Origin of the sequence: Spiroplasma endosymbiont of Seladonia tumulorum, from assembly GCF_964020235.1 — a bacterium.
Taxonomy (GTDB): Bacteria; Bacillota_I; Bacilli_A; order Mycoplasmatales; family Mycoplasmataceae; genus Spiroplasma.
This window is the reverse complement of record NZ_OZ026545.1, coordinates 1,460,800-1,476,622: the sequence shown is the minus strand read 5'-3', so window position 1 is coordinate 1,476,622 and position 15,823 is coordinate 1,460,800. Positions and strand designations below refer to the sequence as shown.

The following is a 15,823-nucleotide window of genomic DNA, read 5'->3' as shown; positions in this document are numbered from 1 at the left end:
TTTCTTTTAATAAGTTTGTTCGTGATTGTTCTGCTTTTTGTAATTCAGATTCATTAACTAATTGTTTTGCTACTTCTTTCTTTTTTTTAAAAACTAGTTTTCTTCTTCATAAATCACATCCTTACCAACCACATATGTTGTTATATTTTTTTTAATTATAACATCAATAATTTCTGTTCACATTAAATTCTTTTCTTGAAATTCTGCTTGTTTTAAACGTGGTTTTGTAACAGGATTCTTTGGAACAAATAAACTACAACAATCTTCAAACGGTAAAATTGATGTTTGATAAGTATCAATTTGTTTTGCAATATCAATAATTTCATTTTTATCAAAACACAATACTGGCCGCAAAATCGGCAATGTAGAAACATCATTGATTGTATTAATACTTTCAATTGTTTGAGAAGCAACTTGTCCTAATGATTCTCCAGTAATAATTGCCTGACATTTTAAATCTTTAGCTAATAAATTAGCAATACGATAAAACATTCTTCGCATAATAATAATTCGATAACTAGCATCAGGAATATGCATTAATTCATGTTGTAACATTGAAAAATTAACCACATGCAATCGTTGCTGATTTTGACCAGCGTAATAATTTAATTTTTGAACTAAAGTTTTAACCTTTTGTAATGCTTCTTCTGTCGTATGTGGCGGTGTCGCAAAATGTAAATATTCAATATTCATTCCCCGTTTCATTGTTAAAAAAGCTGCAACTGGTGAATCAATTCCTCCTGATAACATTACTAATCCTCGTCCAGATATTCCAACTGGTAAACCACCAATTGTTTTAATCTTATTAACAAAAACATATGTAAATGTTCGGCGTACTTCAACATCAATTTGCAAAACTGATTGATGAACATCAACTTTAACCTTTGTTTGTTGTAATATTTTTGGTGCTAATTGTTGCTTAATTTCCGCTGATGTCAGTGGAAAAGTCTTATCATTTCGGCGCACTTCTAATTTAAAAGTTGCTGGTTGATAATAATTTACGATATTAATTGCACAATTAGCAATCTCTGATAAATCACAAGCAACTTTTTTGGTTAATGATAACGATGAAGAACCAAAAATATTTTTAACAATGTTAACAATTTCCATACTAACCGTTGCATCTAATAGTTCAATAAATAAACGATCAAATTCTTTTTTAATTTGATATTGATTTTCATATCCTGTTAATTTTGTTTTAATATTATTAACTAAAACTCTTGTAAAATAATTACGGTTTTTCCCTTTGGTTGTTAATTCTCCATAACGAATTAATATTACATCAAAATTCATTTTATACTCCATTTTCTATATTTTTCCTTGTTCTTCATGAATAATTTTTAACGCTAAAAATAATGAGTCATCATAATCACCATCGCGATAAGCAATCTGAGCATTACATAACTGGTCATCAACATCATCATTTGTTAAAATAAATTTTTGTGCATAAACTAATGTTTCTTGTGATAATAAATCTAATAAAATATTATTTTTAATTTTTTCAAACAATTTTAAAACTTCTGTTTTCAAACGATTTAGTTTACCTGTTACTTCATCAACTTCACTAGGATTATTAACATTAAATGATATTCGTTTAATTTTTTCCAAGGATTGTCGATAATCACTAATTGCTTTTTCATATTTTGTTAATAATTTTTTATATTGTAATTGATTTAAGCGGACTTCAGCTTGTAACAAAACCACTTCTAACAAATGAATTGTTTTTCGAATTTCAGTTTCTGCAAAATTACGCTTTTCAATAATCTTTACAACATTTTCTAATGCTTCTTGAGTTATAACAGCATTTTCTAATAAATGTACTAATTCTTGATTAAAATTAACATAATCGCGACCATTACGATTAATTTTTAAGACTAAGCGGTTAGTATCATGTGTTAAATCCTTTGTTTTTCCCATTGCTTCACGATAAATGCCTTCTTCATGTGCCGTTAATGTTGATGAACTACGTAATGCCTCAATTTGTCGAGAAATCGCATTAAAACTCCGTTCAATTTTATTAATATAATCCATTACAACTTGATAATATTTTTTAAAACATGAAATAATTGCTTTTTGGTGTTCAATACTTTGATCAAAATCACTAATTTGATTAATAATTTCAATTGTTTTCTTGGTTGCTTTTTTATATTGCAAGTTATCAATATATTTAGAAATTAAAATTTTAGTTTCATCAATCTTTTGGGTTAATTCATCAAAACTATACTTTAATAAATCACGACTACTTTCATCTTTATTAAAAAGAACATATTTATCTTTTAATAAAGAAAGTTTATTTGGAACCACTTTTGTTAACAAGGTTTTAATTTGTGGAATATTGTCTAAAATTTCAACAAAAATGGTTAAGGAAGTAGTAATATTGGATAAAATTTGTTCTGTTTTAACAAAATCACCCGCTGTTAAATAATCTTCAAATTCATCAAACATACTTTCAATATTTCGTTCAAAATCACTAATTTTTTTAGAATCTAAAGATACATTCATTTGCAATTTAACTGCATCTTCTAACAATGAATTAAACATTTTCTTATGTGCCAAAATATAATCTCGTTGTAATAATTCAATTCGCAATTGACTGTTAATTTTATCTAATAACCGACGAGCTTCTTCTTCCAATAAAGTTAATTCTTTTAACAACGGAATAATTTTTTGTACTGCTACTTTCGGCATTTTCTTGGATGTTGTTTTATTAATTTGATATAATTTACGAAATACTTCTAAACAACTTATTAATTTTTTCTCATAAATAATTTCATACTTTGTTCGTCAGATAATCAAGTCTTTTGCATAGCGATTATTATAACGAGCAATTTCAGAAATCCGAAAAATTTTATGTTTTAACGGTAATCGTTTTAAAATATCAAATTTTTGTAAAACTTTAATTTCAATTGTTTTTAAATAACGCTTTTGCCCTCACAACACTAATGTTATTATTAATAGTAACAAGCAGACAAAAAATAAAATTAATAATATTAATTTAATTGGATTATTAATAATATTTTCCATTTTGCCTAGCCCCCAATCATTACTATATATCAATTGAATTATAGCACTTGCAAAAGATATTACATTAAAAATTAGAAAAAAATATTGAATTATCCTTTATTTTATTATACAATATTCTTTAGACAACACAGAGAAGCAGCAGAATTGCATAGTAATGTTCTTAGTTTTTTATTAATTAAGATTTAATGTTAAAGTAACCCTAGCTGTTAGGGCGAAGCAAAAAACTTCCTTTATTAGAGCAATTCAATGAATCTTTTTGTATGTCATAATGATATATAGGAGGTTTTTTAATGGCACGTTATCGTGGAAGTATATTTAAAAAAGCAAGAAGATATGGTTTTAGTATCTTAGAAAACGACAAAGAGTTTTCAAAAGGGAAAAAAAGAACAACATCACCTGGTCAACATGGACAACGTCGTTCAAAATTATCAAACTATGGATTACAATTACATGAAAAACAAAAAGTTTGTTATATGTATGGTTTAACAGAACGTCAATTCCGTAACACTTACAGTAAATCAAAAAAAATGAAAGGGATTGCCGGAACAAACTTCTTAATTATGTTAGAATCACGTTTAGATAACATCGTGCATCGTATGGGACTATCACAAACAAGAGCAGGAGCTCGTCAATTAGTAAATCATGCTCATATTCTTGTTAATGGGAAGAAAGTTGATATTCCATCGTATAATTGTAAACCTGGTGATGTGATTAGTGTAAAAGAAAGTTCACAAAAAAATGTTAAGATTTTAGAAAGTTTAGATAGTCAAGTTAGTACATTAGAATTTGTTAAATTTGATAAAACTAAAATGACAGGAACATATGTTCGTTTCCCTCTTCGTGAAGAACTAAATAGTAATATTAATGAAGCACTAATTGTTGAATGATACAACCGTTTAGTTTAAAAAACATCTCAAAAGAGATGTTTTTTTATTTATTAAAGTTTTACATATTAGCTTGTTACTCCTAGTTTTTTCAATCTTTTATAGATTTGTTTATTTTTATCATTACTTCACAAATCATATTTAGTATTAAAAGATTTTAGTAAAGCATAATCAAAATTAAGATTTACTAGTTGTTTGATGTATTTAAAATAATCATTTTTAAGTGGCAAAATAATTTCTGTCACTTTTTGTTTTCAAGCTTGTTTATAAACAATTCCACTATAAATATCATTTAATTCAGGAACAATATAATTATAGATTCCGCCTACCTCACAGGTTTCACCCGGATTTTGGGCTGGATTTGGATATTCAACAATTTTAATATGTAAAACTAAATGTTCTAATAAATTGCAATAGACTAAATGATCAGCTTTTTGATAATCAAATGGATTTTTCTTTGCATATGTCGGAGTTGATAACATAATTGCTTTATCTTCATCAATATGATGAATATATAAGCCTTTATTTCCCCACGTGATTCCACTTGTCTTTTTAGTACAACCAAAATCAGAAAAGTAATCTTTTGCAACTGGCCCATATTTTTTTAATAAATAATTAACGCATTCAGCATATGACTGTGATAATAATTGTTCAATTTCAGTGATAGAGCATACCCCCCAATCTTAAAATTAAGAGCGTGTTTTAATTATTATCTAGTTAATAAATAGTACTTATAAATTGTATCACTCAAAAAAAGTTTTAATAAAAAACTCTTTTGAATAATTACTAGGTCCAATTTTTCTCACTGATATTGTTATACTTCTGCTAAAAAAGTATTTCTTTGAACAAAAAAGGTTTTTGTTAAAATTATTAAATTTTCTTTCAATTCATTTTTAACTAAGATTAATTCCTCGTGTTTGTAATAATCCAGCAGCTGCTTTATCAACTACGACACTAACATCTTGATGCATTTGCAAAGCTGTACAAGGTCATAACTTACTAATTTCACCTTCAACTAGTTGCTTAACCGCGTGTGCTTTATTTGTACCATTAGCAATTAAAATATTTTTTTTTGCATTTAAAATTGATTTAATGCCCATTGACACTGCTTGCTGGGGAACATCACCTGGTGAAGTAAAAAAACGAGCATTAGCTTCAATTGTTGAAGGAACTAAATCAACAACACCTGTTAAAGAATTAAAATCTGCTGGTGGTTCATTAAAACCAACATGCCCATTAGTACCAAGACCTAATAATTGTAAGTCAATTCCCCCTGCTTTTGCAATTAAATTATCATATTCTTTCGCATAAGCAATATAATCACCTGTCCCTAATGGTACATAAGTATGCTTTTTATTAATATTTAAGTGATTAAATAATTTTTCATTCATAAAGTAACGATAACTTTGTGGATGGCTTGGTTTTAAACCAATGTATTCATCTAAGTTAAAAGTTGTTACTTTATTACAGTCTGTCTTATTTTTTTTATAATCTTCAATAATATATTGATAAGTTGTTTCTGGTGATGAACCAGTTGCTAAACCAAAAACAACTTTTGGATTTTGCTGCACATAATTTACAAAAATTTGTCCAACAACTTTCCCAATTGCATTTTTATCTTCAACAATAATTAATTTCATTTTTTATTCCTCCCTATTGTTTTATAATTTATTAAAACAAATTTCTATTTTTGTGTTAAATGATGTTGTGAATAAGCAATTTCACCTTCACATAAGGTCATTAAAACTTTTAAGTCAGCATCTAACACAACTAAATCTGCTAATTTACCAACAGCGATTGAACCAGTCGTTGAATAAATTCCTAATTGTTTAGCAATATTAGTACTAGTAACTAATGCTAAATCTTGGAATGAACAATTAGTAAACTGCTGAAAATTACGAACACAATAATCATAGGTTGCAACTGACCCCGCAATTGTAGTTGTGCCTTTAATGACAACTTGTTGTCCAGTTTTAACAACTGGCAATGGCCCAAATTGATATTCACCATCAGGTAATCCTTTTGCAAGCATTGCATCAGTTACTAAGCAAATTCCTTTTGCTCCTTTAATTTTATAAGTTAAATTAATGATGTTTGGATTAATATGAATTCCATCACTAATTAATTCACATAAAATTTCATCAAAATTTAATGCAGCAGGAACAACACCAGGCTGACGATGATCATATTTGCTTATAGCATTATATAAGTGTGTTACATGGTGGACTCCCATTGCTACTCGTTTTGCGACTAAATCATATGTTGCATTTAAATGTCCAATTGATGGTAAAATTTGATGCTCTAATAAAAACTTCTTTGTAAAAGTACCATTTTCTTCTTCAGGCGCATATGTGACAATCCGAATGTTATTACTTGAAGCTTCTATTCATTTTTCTAACAGGTGAATGTTTGGTTCTTGTAATAATGTTTCATCATGTGTACCTTTAAAATTATGGGAAATAAAAGGTCCTTCTAAATGGGCACCAATTTGTCGTGCTTGCGGGCCCTTATTATAATTTTTCATATAATCTTGATATACCGTTAAAATTTTTGTTAAAGTATCATCACTGCCAGTAATAATTGCTTGGCAATATTTGGTAATTCCTTCTTGTGGTACTGCTTGAGCAAATTTTTGAAAACTAGCAATTGTGCCTTTTTCAGTATCTTCACCATATCCACCATGCACATGACAGTCAATAAAACCAGGCATAATAATTGCTTGTTGTAAATCATAACCTCTTTGGTCAGTATGACCTGCTGTAATTTTAATAATTTTATTATCTTTAATTTCAATTCAACCATTTGAAATTACTTCTTCTTCACAAATTATTTTCGCATTTTTTAAAATCATTTTGTCTCTCTCATCTTTTTATCTTAAAACTTAAAATTTAGTGGTAGTTTTTTAAGATCAAAGGTAACTTTCTTATGCCCCAAGCAACGATAAAGCAATGCTAAAATTAACATATGATTATTTTCCCGAATCAAATAAGTTTGCTTTCCAACCGTAATTTTAACACCAATATCAATAAATTCAACATTTGAAATATCTGTTAAATTAAACTGAACTACTTTCTTATTATTATTCTTATCTAAACCATCAATAATAAACCGCTTATTAGTAATTAATAGAACACCCTTACAAAAAAACTTAATATCTTTATGGGTTGTAAAAAGATGAATATTAACAGCATTATTTTTAAAATGGCACTTTTCCTTTGGTTGTAAATCAAATTCCACTGGTAAAACTTTTAAGGGACGTCATAATGTAAAATTAACTTCTTCAACATTATAAATAAACTCTTGTTCACGACCAGTTAGCACTAAATCTAATTTCCGTTGATATTTATAAAACCGATGAATAAAATCTTGGGTATAAGCAAAATTTTTTAAAATTCAACGTTTAAAAATTCAATATTTAAAATTACGGAAATTCTTAGTTCCCATCTTTTTCTGATAACGGTCTAAGACAAAGCGTGGTTTATATTTAAAATTGTCTTCATTTAACGCAAACTTTCACTCTTCACGTTTTAAATAAAAGGTTATATCTTTTGTCAATCTTGAAAACATTCCCATCACCTTTATTAATTATATAACAAAAATAAAAAACTCTAAACTAATCTACGATTAATTTAGAGTCTAGGGTTATTTTTAACTAAATTCAATGGTGGTTCAGGACAGAATTGAACTGCCGACACTTTGAGCTTCAATCAAATGCTCTACCAACTGAGCTACTGAACCACGATTGGCGGTCTTGACGGGACTTGAACCCGCGATCTCCTCTGTGACAGAGAGGCATGATAACCACTTCACTACAAGACCATTGGTTGCGGGGGCAGGACTTGAACCTGCGACCTTTGGGTTATGAGCCCAACGAGCTACCACTGCTCCACCCCACAATTTTAATACTATCATAACTTAACTTTTAATTGCAAGTTTTTTTAAAAAATGGCGGAAGATGAGGGATTCGAACCCCCGCGCGGCTTTCACCGCCTGTCGGTTTTCAAGACCGATCCCTTCAACCAGACTTGGGTAATCTTCCAAAAAATGCTCGGAAAGCAACTAAAAAATAAATGGTGGACCCTACTGGACTTGAACCAGTGACCATCCGGTTATGAGCCGGATGCTCTAACCAACTGAGCTAAGGGTCCATGGTAGCGAGAAAGAGACTTGAACTCTTGACCTCTCGGGTATGAGCCGAGCGCTCTAACCAGCTGAGCTATCCCGCCATATCAAGTTTAATTGCTTTACTAAAGTTAATGGTGGACCCGAACGGGATCGAACCGTCGACCCCCTGCGTGCAAGGCAGGTGCTCTCCCAGCTGAGCTACGGGCCCAAAATAGTATAAAAAATGGTCGGAAAGACAGGATTCGAACCTGCGACCCCTCGGTCCCAAACCGAGTGCTCTACCAAGCTAAGCTACTTTCCGAAAAAAAATAACATTTAAATAAATGGCGCGCCCAGAAGGATTCGAACCCTCAACCTTTTGATCCGTAGTCAAACGATCTATCCAATTGATCTATGGGCGCATAAGAAATAAAGCAGTATTTAAATGTTGAGCAGATTTAAATGGAGGCACTAGTCGGATTCGAACCGACGATCGGGGAGTTGCAGTCCCATGCCTTTGCCACCTTGGCTATAGTGCCATAAAATCTAAACCCCTACTATATTATCATATTCATAATTCATTTCAAGATAAATAAATAAAAAACTTAAATTCATTCTATTATTTTTTTTATTCTACAGCAATTAAAAACGGGTATAATGTTTGATCACCATCAATAAATTCATATTCAACATCAAAACTTTCATCTAAATATTTTCGAATTGCATTAATATCGAGTGTTTCTGCTTCTTCACCAGCAAAAATTGTAACAATTTCTGTTGATTTTGTAATTGCTCGGCCAAACAAGTATTTCATTGTTTGTGATAAGGTTGGAAATGAACAAATAATTTTTTTATTCATAATTCCCATATATTCTCCTTTGTTAATTTTAACACCATCAATTGAAGTTGTTTTTGCTGAAACAGTAATTGACAAACTTGTCACATTTTTAAGACTTGCTTTTAATGTTGAATAAATCTTTTTCGGTGTCTCTCCCGGTTCAAATGATAAAGCTGCTACCATTCCTTCTTGAATTGATGTTGTTGGCACAACATAGACATTGGACTTACGTTCAACTTTTGCTGCTTGTTGCGCTGCTAAAATTGCGTTACTATTGTTTGGTAAAATAAAGACATCAACCGCATCAACTGCTTCAATTGCACTTAAATAATCATCCGTTGATGGATTCATTGATGCTCCACCATTAACTGTAAATTGAATATTTAAATCAGTTTTGAAAAAATTAGCAATGCCATTTGATGGTGTGACAGCAATAATAACGGCCGGATTTTTCAATTGCCGATCAATTTTAATTGTTTTAACATGTTTGGCTGCTTGTAAATTCATATTTTCAATTTTAATATTCTTAAACTCACCATGTTGTTGTAAAAAAGTTAAAATATAACCAGGAAGTAAAGTATGGACATGAACTTTTAAAATATCATTATCAACAACTGCAACAATTGATTTTCCACCTTGATCTTCTAATGTTTGGCGAATTTGCATTACATTAATTTTATTAATATGCTTATGATCTAACATTACAATTGCTTCAGTACAATAACCAAATTCTTCATTTTGTAAATCCATAACAACATTTTCACCAGTATTTTCAACCTGTTTTTTTCGTTGTGGCACAATTTTTCCTGTTTTTCAATATTCTGTAATGCCTTCAAATATTTTTACTAAACCAAAACCACCTGAATCAACAACACCAACTTCTTTTAAAACTGGCAGTAACTCCGGAGTATGATTCAATGACTCAGTTGCAAAATCAACAATATTTTGGAATAACTCTGGAACAGGAATTTCTTTTTCTAATGTTGAAACATGTTCCGCAGTTTCACGAATTACAGTTAAAATTGTTCCTTCAACCGGTTTCATTACCGCTTTATAAGCAACCTCATTTGCTTGTGAAATTCCTGCTTTAACTGAATCAAAATTTAATTCATCAAATTCTTTTAAACCATTGGCAAAACCACGAAAGATCTGTGACAAAATAACACCTGAATTACCACGAGCTCCCATAATTAAGCCACGTGCAAAAACATCAGCAACCTTACTAATTGACTCCGAATTGAGTTCATTAATTTCCTTAACAGCATTAGTCATCGTTAAATTCATATTTGTTCCCGTATCGCCATCAGGAACTGGAAAAACATTTAATTTATCAATTTCTGGATAAAAATTATATAAATTATTATAACCGCTGATCAGTGAATCTTTAAAAGATTTTGCATTAAATTCCATTTCTATCACCTTTACATTTTTCATCAATTAATTTCCCTTTTTTAGTTCTCCTAAGTGATATAACTGTAAATCTTGCATCATTCAAATATCTCATTTTAATAAATTTCCTACCTAAATTAATAAGTCTTGAATATTTACATTCACATAAATCATAATATCGTTCGAATAAATATCCAGTTTTTCTAATTCATATTTAATCCTAATTTGTATTTCTCGGGCAATATCTTTAATATTTACTCCTTCTAGCAAAATAATAAAGATATCTATATAAAAATTACGACCATCTTGTCTCAATTTAATTGACTGTGAGTAATCTTTAAGTAGCATTATCACATTATCTTCATTATTTTCAGTATCATCAACCTTTGCGAATCCAGCGACCCCAGGAACTGTAATTACTGCTGCATGAACTAAATCTGCAATTTTAGCTACATTAATTTTTTCAATCATAAAAATCACCACTAAACTAAATAACATTATTAATTATAACTAGAAAATATAATAAAACAATAAATTTATTATATTTTCTTAATTAAATTGTTAACTTTTCGTTGTCTTTCCCATTTAAAATTATTTAAAAAAATCATCAATATTTGTTAACATATGACTAGAACTAACAAGTTTCTCTAATGTCTTCTCTTCCGCTAATATTAATTCTTGATATTTCAAAACAAAGTCTTTTGTATTAATTTCTTTTTTTCTGAAACATTTTTAATTTTAATACATTCATTAATATCCTCTTAAGAAAATCCATGTTGTACTCTTAAAGAAGCTATTGCATGAGCAATACTATGGTTTAATGATTTTTGATTACGTTTTCCTCCAATTGTATTATCAAATGATAAAGTTTGAGTAAAAGAATAATGATTATTCCCTTGTTCACTTGTTTTTCGTACTGTCATTTCAATCATAACATTTTCCCTCCTAGATGTAATCTTACTATAAATTAAAGTTAATTACCACCTTTTAAAATTCAATCATTAAGTAAAATATTTACTAAATACTAAGTAACTAAACAATTTTCAATTATAAAATAACTTACGATATTATAAAAAATATTATTTTTTAATAAAATGAGTTATTATATAAGTAGTGTATGACTATTTTAATTAGTAAATAACGTTACTGTACAATAAAAAAGGTGTAAACATATGAACAAAATAAAATTTTTATTTATTTTAGATAAAGTGGATAGTGATTTTAAAACATTATTTAAAAGATTTTAACAAGTTAGAAAATAAATATCTTAAAATAATAAAAAAAGATAAAAATCTAAAAGAAACAATAAATTTAGAAGAATTATCAGATATTAAAAATGTTGCAAATGAATTATACAAAAAAGTAATTTTTCCTCATTTTCAACATAAAAATGAAGAAATTATTCCAAATGGAAAAGAAATTATTGAAACAATTCGTGGTACTTATCAAAATTTAAGAACTAAACTTAATAACTTTGTATTAAATACAGACAAAGCAATAATTGATGCACAAAAAATACCCAATGATATTTACCTAAATCAAAAATAAATCCAATTGCAAAACCACCACGTTTAAAATTATCTAATCAAGAATTATTAAATTTAGAATCACAACCAGGACCAAGTGCTATTCAAGCACAAGACAATCAAAAAAGCAAACCACCTGTTCCTCCCAAACCACATTTAACAGATTTACAAAAAAAGAGTATTATTACAATTAACAAACAAGTAAAAAATATGAACCAACAAGAAAATCAACCAGAACAGGTAACACAAGTTGAAGAAAATTCAAGATAAGATAAAGATGGATGACACTCTTAACAATAGTTTTATCCATTTTTTAATTTAAATTTAGCAAAAACTAAAGGTTTTCATAAAAATTATACTCACCCAAATTATATTTATACTTGCTTTTAATTTAAAAATTAGTTATTATTTTATAGTATGTAGATATAAAGGAGTGAAATTATGGCAAGAAAATGTGAAATTACTGGTAAAAGCGCTTTACAAGGAAACAAACGTTCACACGCGTTAAATGCAACTCGTCGTAAATGAAATGTTAATTTACAAAAAGTAAGCATTGTTGTTGATGGTGAAGTTAAAACATTACGTGTTGCAACAAGAACTTTAAAAACATTAAAGCGTAAAGGTCAAATTGCGCAATAAATAAAGTTCAAGGACACAGTCACAAAATAATAAAAAAGGAAGCATAAATTTTAAAATTTATGCTTCCTTTTTCTCTAAAATACGATAAAATTAAAAGGTACAAATGCCCATGTGGCGGAATTGGCAGACGCAGTAGACTCAAAATCTACCGAAGAAATTCGTATCGGTTCGAGCCCGATCATGGGTACCAAATTTTAAAGCAAAAAAATAATCGGTTTTAAAAACCGATTTTTATTTACTATAAATTGCAACAACTTGTCCTGTTAAAACATCAATATTCCCGACTGACGTAAGAAATTCATTACTAACTGCATTAAGCGATAATTCTGACAATTTTAATTGGTTAGCATTATATTTTAAATTACTAATTGTCACAGTTGCTGCTTGCAAACTAAATAATGAAAAATAACGATAACCTGCCTTTTGATAAACTTCATTCATTCCTGATTTTAATAAATAAGCATAAGTATTATCATTTATAAAAATAATATTATAGCGATAAATAAAGTTAAAACAACTCAACTCCATATCAAAGCGATTACCTTGTGCAATAAAAATAATTTCTTGTGGTTTTAATTTTAACGCTTCTTGTAAGGCTAATTCACCATCAATATAATCTTTAATTTGGGAAACTATTAATAACTCTTTTGCTTTACTAGTAATTAGTTTTGCTTCTGTTGTTGTTAAACTATCTTGGTCACAACAAAAAAGATCAAAAGTATCAAAAGTTTTAATTAAATCTAAGGCACCTCGTTCCACACCAATTTTATAATAATCTTGATACTGCTGTAAATCTAAATTTGTTTCTGAACAAACAATTAAAACTTTATTTGCTTTCATCTGCTAATAATCCTTTCAACCTTGCTGCTAAATCAACATGGCCAAATAAATAACTACCCGCTACTAACACATCAACCCCATATTGTTTACAAAGGGTTGCAGTTTCAGCATTAATTCCCCCATCAACTTCAATTAGTGTTTTGCCATTATTTTGATCAAGATAATGTCGTAAAATTTTAATCTTTGCTGCTGCTGCTGGAATAAAAGCTTGACCACTAAAACCAGGTTCTACTGTCATTACTAAGACTAAGTCAAGACGATTTAAATACGGGTAAATAATTTCAACTGGAGTTGATGGTTTAATTGCTAACCCAATTTTTATGTTTAATTTTGTTCGTAAACTTAAAAATTCAGTTAATTGTGGTTCAGTTAATGTTTCATAATGCAAAGTAATTGCTGATGCACCTGCTTTAATAAAGGGCAGCAAGTAATTTTCAACACTACTATTTTTAATTTTAACCATTAAGTGACAATCAAGATATAAATCGCTATAACTAGTAATATCAGCTAAAATCTTTGGACCAAAAGTTAAATTTGGTACAAAATCACCATCCATTACATCAAAATGAATTCATTGAGCACCTGCTTTCTTAATTGCTGCTAACTCTTCTTGTAGGATTAAATAATTTGCACTTAAAACACTTGGTGCAACAAAATATTTTTTCATCATTACCTCTTTCTATTGTTCTTGCATAATGCGAACATAATCATTATAAAAAAATTGTGGAATAACATCTGCTTGAACTAATGCTTTTATTTTGCAATGTGGCTCATGTAAATGCAAGCAAGTTCGAAACTTACATTCATTAGCATATTGATTAAATAAATGATAAGAGCGGGCTAATCCTTCTTTTTCATAATCTCTTAAATCAAATGTTGAAAAACCTGGTGTATCAGCAATCATTCCATCCAATAACTCATATAATGCACTAGCCGTCGTTGTATGTTTTCCGCGGCCTAATGCTTTAGAAATTTCTTGCGTTTTAATTATCTCTGCTTGTAATAGCGTATTTAGAGTTGATGATTTCCCACTACCAGTTTGCCCAGTTAACACTGTGATTTTATTCTGAAAAAGTTGTTCAAATTGTTGTCATACTTTTTTATCATTTTTTTTATTACTAATAAAATAAACTTCATAACCTAACTTTGGATATCAGTTAAAATATTTTTGATAAAGTTTATCTGTTTTCACTAAATCTTTTTTAGTGAAAACAATAACTGGTTTTAAACTTTTGTATTCAATAAATGCTAAATATTTATTTAATAAATATGAATTAAAAGCCGGTTCTGCCATTGCTGTAATAATAATAACTTGATCAACATTAGCAATTCGTGGCCGGTATAATTCATTTTTACGCGGTTCAATTTGATAAATAATTCCTTGCTTGTCATTTTGAATTTCAAATTGAACATAATCACCAACAACTGGTTTAATTTCTTGATGACGAAATAATCCTTTTGCTTTGCAAGCATAAATTTGATGGTCAATATCATTTTTAACATAACAAAACTCGCTAACAATGCAAATAATCATTCCTGTTTGATGCATATTATTCTACCCTGGTAAAAACAAGCAAAGACAAACTAAGGCAATAATGAAACAAACTAGTAAGAAACTAAATCATCAAGCAACCTTAATTCTTAAAAATCATGGATAAGAATAATACCGATCATAAATCTTACACTGCTTACCTTTTACTTCAAACATATTTGATAACTTTAAAGGTTTTTCCGAGCGATGTTCTGATGTTTCAATTGCTTGTAAACTAGTATTAAAATCTACTACTGTCTGAAACCGCTCACTTGGATCTTTCGCAATTGCTTTTAAAATAACATTTTCTAAACTTTGTGGAATTAAGGGATTTACTAACCGTGGTCGTAGTGGCAATTCTTTGACATGTTTAACTGCAACAAAAGTTGGATTTTTTCCTACAAAAGGAGCCATCCCAACAGCTAACTCATATAACATAATGCCTAAAGCATAAATATCACTGCGTTTTGTTGCTGGTTTTGATTGGTGGACAATTTCTGGTGCCATATATTTTGATGTTCCAATGATTTTGCCACATTCTAAATCTTCACTATTTTCTAAAATTGCAACCCCAAAATCAGCAACCTTGATTTTACCATCATATGAAATCAAAATATTTTCTGGTTTAATATCACGATGAATAATATCATTATGATGAGCTTCCGTAATAGCTAAATTAATTTCATCAAAAAAATATAATAATTCTTTAACAGTGCAAGGACCTAATGTTAGTAAACGATCTTTCAAAGTATAACCTTTAACTAATTCCAAAACTAAACAATGACGATCATACGCCTGAAATGAACCATAAACTTTAACCACATTATTATGGAAAAACTGCGCAATTGAATTATATTCTTTTTTAAAACGTTCTACTGCTTCTTTATTTTTTGATAATGTTAATGTCATAATTTTAATTGCGACATGCCGCTTTAATAACATATCATATCCTTCAAAAACTTCAGCCATACCACCATCTGCAATTTTAGCTAAAACCTGATAACGATTGTGTAACACTGTTCCAATTGTGATTTGTTCCATTTTCTGC

At 29.1% G+C, this 15,823-nt stretch carries 16 protein-coding genes and 11 tRNA genes; 4 read left to right on the top strand and 23 right to left on the bottom strand.

Features of this window, described 5'->3' with window-relative positions:
- Positions 1-93: 93 nt before the first annotated feature.
- Together thiI and AACL22_RS09435 are read right to left on the bottom strand one after the other, a co-directional pair.
- Positions 94-1,293 carry a tRNA uracil 4-sulfurtransferase ThiI gene (gene thiI / locus AACL22_RS09440; RefSeq protein ID WP_338991694.1) on the bottom strand — a complete coding sequence of 400 codons (1,200 nt, stop codon included), beginning with the start codon at positions 1,291-1,293 and terminating at the stop codon, positions 94-96.
- A gap of 15 nt (positions 1,294-1,308) precedes the next feature.
- A complete protein-coding gene (locus AACL22_RS09435; protein ID WP_338991693.1) occupies positions 1,309-3,024 on the bottom strand; it encodes a septation ring formation regulator EzrA in 1,716 nt (571 codons plus the stop codon).
- 290 nt (positions 3,025-3,314) lie between these two features.
- On the opposite strand from AACL22_RS09435, the gene rpsD reads away from it, so the two are divergent.
- The gene (gene rpsD / locus AACL22_RS09430) at positions 3,315-3,929 is read left to right on the top strand and encodes a 30S ribosomal protein S4 (protein WP_338991690.1); all 615 of its coding nucleotides are present in this window, start codon (positions 3,315-3,317) and stop codon (positions 3,927-3,929) included.
- A 47-nt stretch (positions 3,930-3,976) separates the two neighbouring features.
- On the opposite strand, the gene AACL22_RS09425 is transcribed toward rpsD, so the two are convergent.
- The 17 genes from AACL22_RS09425 to AACL22_RS09345 all read right to left on the bottom strand — a co-directional run bounded on the left by AACL22_RS09425 (position 3,977) and on the right by AACL22_RS09345 (position 11,171).
- Positions 3,977-4,390 (bottom strand): hypothetical protein, encoded by a 414-nt coding sequence (locus AACL22_RS09425; protein ID WP_338991687.1) that lies wholly within the window; start codon positions 4,388-4,390, stop codon positions 3,977-3,979.
- A 411-nt stretch (positions 4,391-4,801) separates the two neighbouring features.
- On the bottom strand, positions 4,802-5,548 hold the full coding sequence (nagB, locus tag AACL22_RS09420) for a glucosamine-6-phosphate deaminase (RefSeq protein ID WP_338991684.1): 747 nt from the start codon (positions 5,546-5,548) through the stop codon (positions 4,802-4,804).
- A 44-nt stretch (positions 5,549-5,592) separates the two neighbouring features.
- Positions 5,593-6,759: an N-acetylglucosamine-6-phosphate deacetylase gene (gene nagA / locus AACL22_RS09415; RefSeq protein WP_338991681.1), complete on the bottom strand. Its 1,167-nt coding sequence runs from the start codon at positions 6,757-6,759 to the stop codon at positions 5,593-5,595.
- A 23-nt stretch (positions 6,760-6,782) separates the two neighbouring features.
- Positions 6,783-7,463: a hypothetical protein gene (locus AACL22_RS09410; RefSeq protein WP_338991679.1), complete on the bottom strand. Its 681-nt coding sequence runs from the start codon at positions 7,461-7,463 to the stop codon at positions 6,783-6,785.
- Between the two features lie 107 nt (positions 7,464-7,570).
- A tRNA-Phe gene (locus AACL22_RS09405) sits at positions 7,571-7,646 on the bottom strand.
- Between the two features lie 5 nt (positions 7,647-7,651).
- Positions 7,652-7,727, bottom strand: a tRNA-Asp gene (locus AACL22_RS09400).
- A 2-nt stretch (positions 7,728-7,729) separates the two neighbouring features.
- Positions 7,730-7,804, bottom strand: a tRNA-Met gene (locus tag AACL22_RS09395).
- Between the two features lie 50 nt (positions 7,805-7,854).
- Positions 7,855-7,947, bottom strand: a tRNA-Ser gene (locus AACL22_RS09390).
- A gap of 32 nt (positions 7,948-7,979) precedes the next feature.
- Positions 7,980-8,056, bottom strand: a tRNA-Ile gene (locus AACL22_RS09385).
- Position 8,057: 1 nt separating this feature from the next.
- Positions 8,058-8,134 (bottom strand) — tRNA-Met (locus tag AACL22_RS09380).
- A 31-nt stretch (positions 8,135-8,165) separates the two neighbouring features.
- A tRNA-Ala gene (locus AACL22_RS09375) sits at positions 8,166-8,241 on the bottom strand.
- A gap of 16 nt (positions 8,242-8,257) precedes the next feature.
- Positions 8,258-8,334: transfer RNA gene (locus AACL22_RS09370), tRNA-Pro, on the bottom strand.
- Positions 8,335-8,357: 23 nt separating this feature from the next.
- Positions 8,358-8,434 (bottom strand) — tRNA-Arg (locus tag AACL22_RS09365).
- A gap of 41 nt (positions 8,435-8,475) precedes the next feature.
- Positions 8,476-8,551: transfer RNA gene (locus tag AACL22_RS09360), tRNA-Cys, on the bottom strand.
- Between the two features lie 89 nt (positions 8,552-8,640).
- Positions 8,641-10,260 carry a DAK2 domain-containing protein gene (locus AACL22_RS09355; protein WP_422397509.1) on the bottom strand — a complete coding sequence of 540 codons (1,620 nt, stop codon included), beginning with the start codon at positions 10,258-10,260 and terminating at the stop codon, positions 8,641-8,643.
- 111 nt (positions 10,261-10,371) lie between these two features.
- Positions 10,372-10,710: an Asp23/Gls24 family envelope stress response protein gene (locus AACL22_RS09350; RefSeq protein ID WP_114565311.1), complete on the bottom strand. Its 339-nt coding sequence runs from the start codon at positions 10,708-10,710 to the stop codon at positions 10,372-10,374.
- Between the two features lie 290 nt (positions 10,711-11,000).
- Positions 11,001-11,171 (bottom strand): hypothetical protein, encoded by a 171-nt coding sequence (locus AACL22_RS09345; protein WP_338991673.1) that lies wholly within the window; start codon positions 11,169-11,171, stop codon positions 11,001-11,003.
- Positions 11,172-11,454: 283 nt separating this feature from the next.
- On the opposite strand from AACL22_RS09345, the gene AACL22_RS09340 reads away from it, so the two are divergent.
- The 3 genes from AACL22_RS09340 (at position 11,455) to AACL22_RS09330 (ending at position 12,594) form a co-directional block, all read left to right on the top strand.
- Complete coding sequence (locus tag AACL22_RS09340; RefSeq protein WP_338991670.1) at positions 11,455-11,787, top strand: hypothetical protein; 333 nt, start codon at positions 11,455-11,457, stop codon at positions 11,785-11,787.
- A 419-nt stretch (positions 11,788-12,206) separates the two neighbouring features.
- Positions 12,207-12,404, top strand: coding sequence for a 50S ribosomal protein L28 (rpmB, locus tag AACL22_RS09335; RefSeq protein WP_338991668.1), 198 nt, complete (start codon positions 12,207-12,209; stop codon positions 12,402-12,404).
- 105 nt (positions 12,405-12,509) lie between these two features.
- A tRNA-Leu gene (locus AACL22_RS09330) sits at positions 12,510-12,594 on the top strand.
- Positions 12,595-12,635: 41 nt separating this feature from the next.
- On the opposite strand, the gene AACL22_RS09325 is transcribed toward AACL22_RS09330, so the two are convergent.
- From AACL22_RS09325 to AACL22_RS09310, 4 genes are read right to left on the bottom strand one after another with little or no spacing between them, the layout of a single operon-like run.
- Entirely contained in the window at positions 12,636-13,244 is a 609-nt protein-coding gene (locus AACL22_RS09325) for a thiamine diphosphokinase (RefSeq protein WP_338991665.1), read from the bottom strand.
- Positions 13,231-13,911: a ribulose-phosphate 3-epimerase gene (gene rpe, locus AACL22_RS09320; protein ID WP_422397508.1), complete on the bottom strand. Its 681-nt coding sequence runs from the start codon at positions 13,909-13,911 to the stop codon at positions 13,231-13,233. The genes AACL22_RS09325 and rpe overlap by 14 nt, the downstream gene beginning before the upstream one ends.
- Positions 13,912-13,923: 12 nt before the next feature.
- Positions 13,924-14,793, bottom strand: a complete 870-nt coding sequence (gene rsgA, locus AACL22_RS09315) for a ribosome small subunit-dependent GTPase A (protein ID WP_338991660.1) — start codon at positions 14,791-14,793, stop codon at positions 13,924-13,926.
- A 6-nt stretch (positions 14,794-14,799) separates the two neighbouring features.
- Entirely contained in the window at positions 14,800-15,816 is a 1,017-nt protein-coding gene (locus AACL22_RS09310; RefSeq protein ID WP_338991657.1) for a protein kinase domain-containing protein, read from the bottom strand.
- Positions 15,817-15,823 lie beyond the last annotated feature (7 nt).